This is a genomic window from Bacillus cereus group sp. N21 (genome assembly GCF_016483395.1).
GTDB lineage: Bacteria > Bacillota > Bacilli > Bacillales > Bacillaceae_G > Bacillus_A > Bacillus_A pseudomycoides.
On the sequence record NZ_JAEHBX010000144.1, the window covers coordinates 1 to 3,932 of the forward strand.

The window sequence follows — 3,932 nt, forward strand, 5'->3', positions numbered from 1 at the left end:
TTTTAGAGTAATAGTATCAGTATGTCCAAGATTTAGAGGTTACTTGCATGTATCTTGAAGTTTTTGCACCGGAACCAAATAAACAGATAAATTTTATATATATTCATATAAAAGTTCTTGTACATCAATTCAATCATTCAATAGAAATAGTAAGATTTTTTGTATACATGTATAGCGTATGACTACCTTCTCAGCATAATATATACCTAATTTAAATTTTCACATGAGCATATCTAAGTTTTGGGTAAAGAAAAGGCAAGCATTTAAATATGCTTGCCTTCGTTCTAACGACGATGCTCGACTAAATCAATTACCCCTAAAACAACATGAGCTAAACCAAATCCAAATACCGTATTAGCAATCATCTTATTAGAACCACGTGTCTGCTTAAGTGCATAACCTGCAGCTGTGACCGCTGTACCTAATGCAGTTGGAATTAATCCTTCACGAATATCCATCGTAATATCCTCCTAGCATCGTAGTTAGTAAAACATGTAGTATTTCACAATAAAATACTAACATAAAAATTAGTATGGTCGCTTTTTATATAAATATGTAAACACCAATATCAAGGAAATATATATAATTAAAAATCCTGAATTAATGTCCCAATCCATTCCAATAAAAATCTACAATGCTTACAGCTAAATCATCTATATTGGCAATCAGTGGCTTTTGATTTACATCTTTGTAATCACCTAAGTATAGCAAAGCAACAAAGGCATGAGTACTTAAAAGCGAGTGCCCTTTAGGGATTTCACCTTTTTGCATCGCTTTGTGTATTGCTTGATCCAATACTTCGTACATTTTATCTTCAGCTTTTTGCATTTGTATTAAGTGATTCTCTGAAAGAGATATTTTTGCATCTTTCATGAAACTCTTGATATCAATGTTCAGTGTTGCGGTTAAATGAACTTTTGCAACATCAAGTAATCGCTCCTTAAGCGGCTTACTTGTTGAAAGAATTTTATGCATATTGTCTCTAATGCGTGCCATCATTTGAATCATTGTATCCGTAAAAAGATCAGCTTTTGTAGCATAGTAATAATAAACAGTTGCCTTTGTTACATCGCACTCTTTTGCAACATCTTCCATAGAGACGATTTGATAACCTTTACTTAAAAACAGCTTTGTAGCAATATCAACAATTTTATCTTTTGTAGATTTTGTATTTTTATTTTGTGGTGGTCTTCCTAAAGGACGTTGTTTTTGTTCCAATATCATTCTCTCCTGACTCTTCATAATTAAAAATATTATAACATATCAGTTGAATGGTACTTGATTAATTAACTAACCAGTATATATAATTAATTCTAAAATTAGTAAGAAAGGTGGAATATCATGAAAAAACATCCTCTTTATACATGGGGGAAATATGTCGGTGGACCAAAAGCAAGGTGGATTACCCTTTTTGTATGGGTCCTGTTGACACTTGTTTTATCGTTTACATGGCCAGCTGTGAATACCGTTGAAGATGAGACAGCCCCTAATCTTCCTGAAACGGCTATGTCACAACAGGCTAATAATATGATTAAGAAAGAATTTCCGAATGACTCAGGAAACCCTGTGCTTATTGTTTGGCATAAAGATGAAGGTTTAGAAGAGAAGGATTTTAAGACAATTCAAGATACTTATCAAAAACTTAGAAATTCGCCATTAAAGAGGCAATCAACATTACCACCTTTTGATACTATACCGCACCTAGCGTTAGCAAAAAATGTTTCAGAAGATGGTACGTCTCTTGTAACCCCTGTGTTTTTTGATAAAACTGCAGGGACAGATATGCTGCAAGAGAATATGGTTGAACTGCAGAGTGTCATAAAGAATACATTGGAAGATGATCCATTTAAAAGAAAGATTTCCGATTCTGGTTTGCATGTACGTCTATCAGGGCCAGTTGGTGTTCAGACTGATGCAGTAAGCATATTTAGTCAGGCTGATTTAAAATTATTGGTTGCAACTGTATTACTTGTTTTAGCTTTACTTATTCTTCTTTATCGTTCGCCACTATTAGCAATCTTACCTTTAATTGTAGTTGGGTTTGCTTATGGGATAATTAGTCCAACTTTAGGTTTTTTAGCTGATAAAGGATGGATTACTGCTGATGCGCAAGGAATTTCAATTATGACTGTACTATTATTTGGAGCTGGTACGGATTATTGTCTATTTCTAATTTCAAGATATCGAGAGTTTCTTCTTGTGGAGCAAAATAAATTTAAAGCGCTACAGCTTGCAATTAAAGAATCAGGTGGAGCTATCATTATGAGTGCTCTTACAGTTGTAGTAGGATTAGGTACTCTGTTTCTTGCTCATATAGGTTCTTTCCATAGATTTGCAGTACCTTTTAGCGTGGCTGTTTCCCTTATGGGAATCGCTTCTTTGACAATTTTACCAGCACTATTAGCTATTTTGGGTAGAGTAGCATTTTCCCCATTCATCCCAAGAACAAGAGAAATGAATGAAGAATATGCTAAGAAAAAAAAGAAAACAATCAAGGTAAAGGAATCCAAAGAGTTCTTAAGCAAAAAACTTGGAGATCTTGTTATTCGTAAGCCATGGACAATTATCCTGCTAACACTATTCTTATTAGGTGGATTGGCTTCATTTGTTCCACGTATCCAATTTACGTATGATTTATTAGAATCATTTCCAAAAGATATGCCCTCACGTGAAGGATTTGATTTAATCTCTGATCATTTTTCACCTGGTGAGTTAGCACCTGTACAAATTGTTGTTGATACAAAAGGAAAAGATGTACCTGTCAAAGAAGAATTAACAAAACTTTCTTTTATAGATCAAGTAACAGAACCAGTTCAAGGGAAACAGAATAATCAATTACAAATGTTTGAAGTTTCCATAAAAGATAATCCGTATTCTATTGAGGGAATGAATAAAATCCCTGAGTTAAGAAAAAGTTTGAAACAGGTAATGAATAGTGCTGAAATAAGTGATGCTAATAACCACATATGGATTGGAGGAGAGACGGCTACATTATACGATACGAAACAAACAACTGAACGTGATCAAAATGTGATTATTCCTGTTATGATTGGTATTGTCGCTTTATTATTACTTGTATATTTACGTTCTGTTGTGGCGATGATCTACTTAATTGTAACAGTGGTATTATCATTCTTCTCTGCATTAGGGGCAGGATGGTTACTACTTCACTATGGTATGGATGCTCTTGCAATACAAGGAGCGATTCCTCTATATGCATTTGTGTTCTTGGTAGCATTAGGAGAGGACTATAACATATTTATGGTTTCTGAAATATGGAAAAACAAAAGAAGCCAGCCACACCTTGAAGCAGTCAAAAACGGGGTGGTTCAAACAGGTAGTGTTATTACATCTGCTGGTTTAATCTTAGCAGGAACATTTGCTGTATTAGCTACTTTACCAATCCAAGTACTTGTTCAATTTGGTATTGTTACAGCAATAGGAGTACTACTGGATACATTTATAGTAAGACCTCTTCTTGTTCCTTCACTTACAGTCGTTTTAGGCCGTTTCGCTTTTTGGCCAGGTAAGCTTTGGAAGAAGAAAGAGACAAAAAAAGTAGATGCTTGATAGTATAATAAAATTAAAAAAAACAAGGAAACTTTGATTGAACTGTACCCCGAATCGTGGACACTTAAAAAAAGTCCATGCTTCGGGGTTTTTATGTATTTTTACACTCATTCCTCGTTATAATGGCAACAATGATAAAAGTGAGGTACGGGAAATGAGTAAAATTATTTTTAATGAAATGCAAATGAAACAACTAGAAAAGAATGAAAATGTCGTAAAGGTATCAGAACGTTCTATCACCTATCGTGCTGATTTTAAGGTGAAGGCTGTGAAAGAAAATCAAATTGGAAAAGGGAAGAAAGCTTATTTATCTTGCGTAAAAGATAGTACGACACGAGAGATTTTAGCTTATCATGTTTCCC

Annotated in this window: 3 protein-coding genes and 1 pseudogene; 2 read left to right on the forward strand and 2 right to left on the reverse strand. The window is 34.1% G+C overall.

Annotation, left to right across the window (positions count from 1 at the left end):
• Nucleotides 1–284 precede the first annotated feature (284 nt).
• Nucleotides 285–458 carry a hypothetical protein gene (locus JDS96_RS29770; protein WP_006096976.1) on the reverse strand — a complete coding sequence of 58 codons (174 nt, stop codon included), beginning with the start codon at nt 456–458 and terminating at the stop codon, nt 285–287.
• 142 nt (nt 459–600) lie between these two features.
• Entirely contained in the window at nt 601–1,224 is a 624-nt protein-coding gene (locus tag JDS96_RS29775) for a TetR/AcrR family transcriptional regulator (protein WP_006096977.1), read from the reverse strand.
• Between the two features lie 117 nt (nt 1,225–1,341).
• Between JDS96_RS29775 and JDS96_RS29780 the strand changes: the two genes are divergently transcribed.
• On the forward strand, nt 1,342–3,570 hold the full coding sequence (locus JDS96_RS29780; RefSeq protein WP_199669002.1) for an MMPL family transporter: 2,229 nt from the start codon (nt 1,342–1,344) through the stop codon (nt 3,568–3,570).
• A gap of 154 nt (nt 3,571–3,724) precedes the next feature.
• Nucleotides 3,725–3,932, forward strand: a pseudogene (locus JDS96_RS29785) (hypothetical protein); the annotation flags it as partial.

What these genes read in the sequence shown, in the direction of transcription:
- JDS96_RS29770 (WP_006096976.1), bottom strand. Translation starts at nt 458, where the DNA reads ATGGATATTCGTGAAGGATTAATTCCAACTGCATTAGGTACAGCGGTC.
- JDS96_RS29775 (WP_006096977.1), bottom strand. Translation starts at nt 1,224, where the DNA reads ATGATATTGGAACAAAAACAACGTCCTTTAGGAAGACCACCACAAAAT.
- JDS96_RS29780 (WP_199669002.1), top strand. Translation starts at nt 1,342, where the DNA reads ATGAAAAAACATCCTCTTTATACATGGGGGAAATATGTCGGTGGACCA.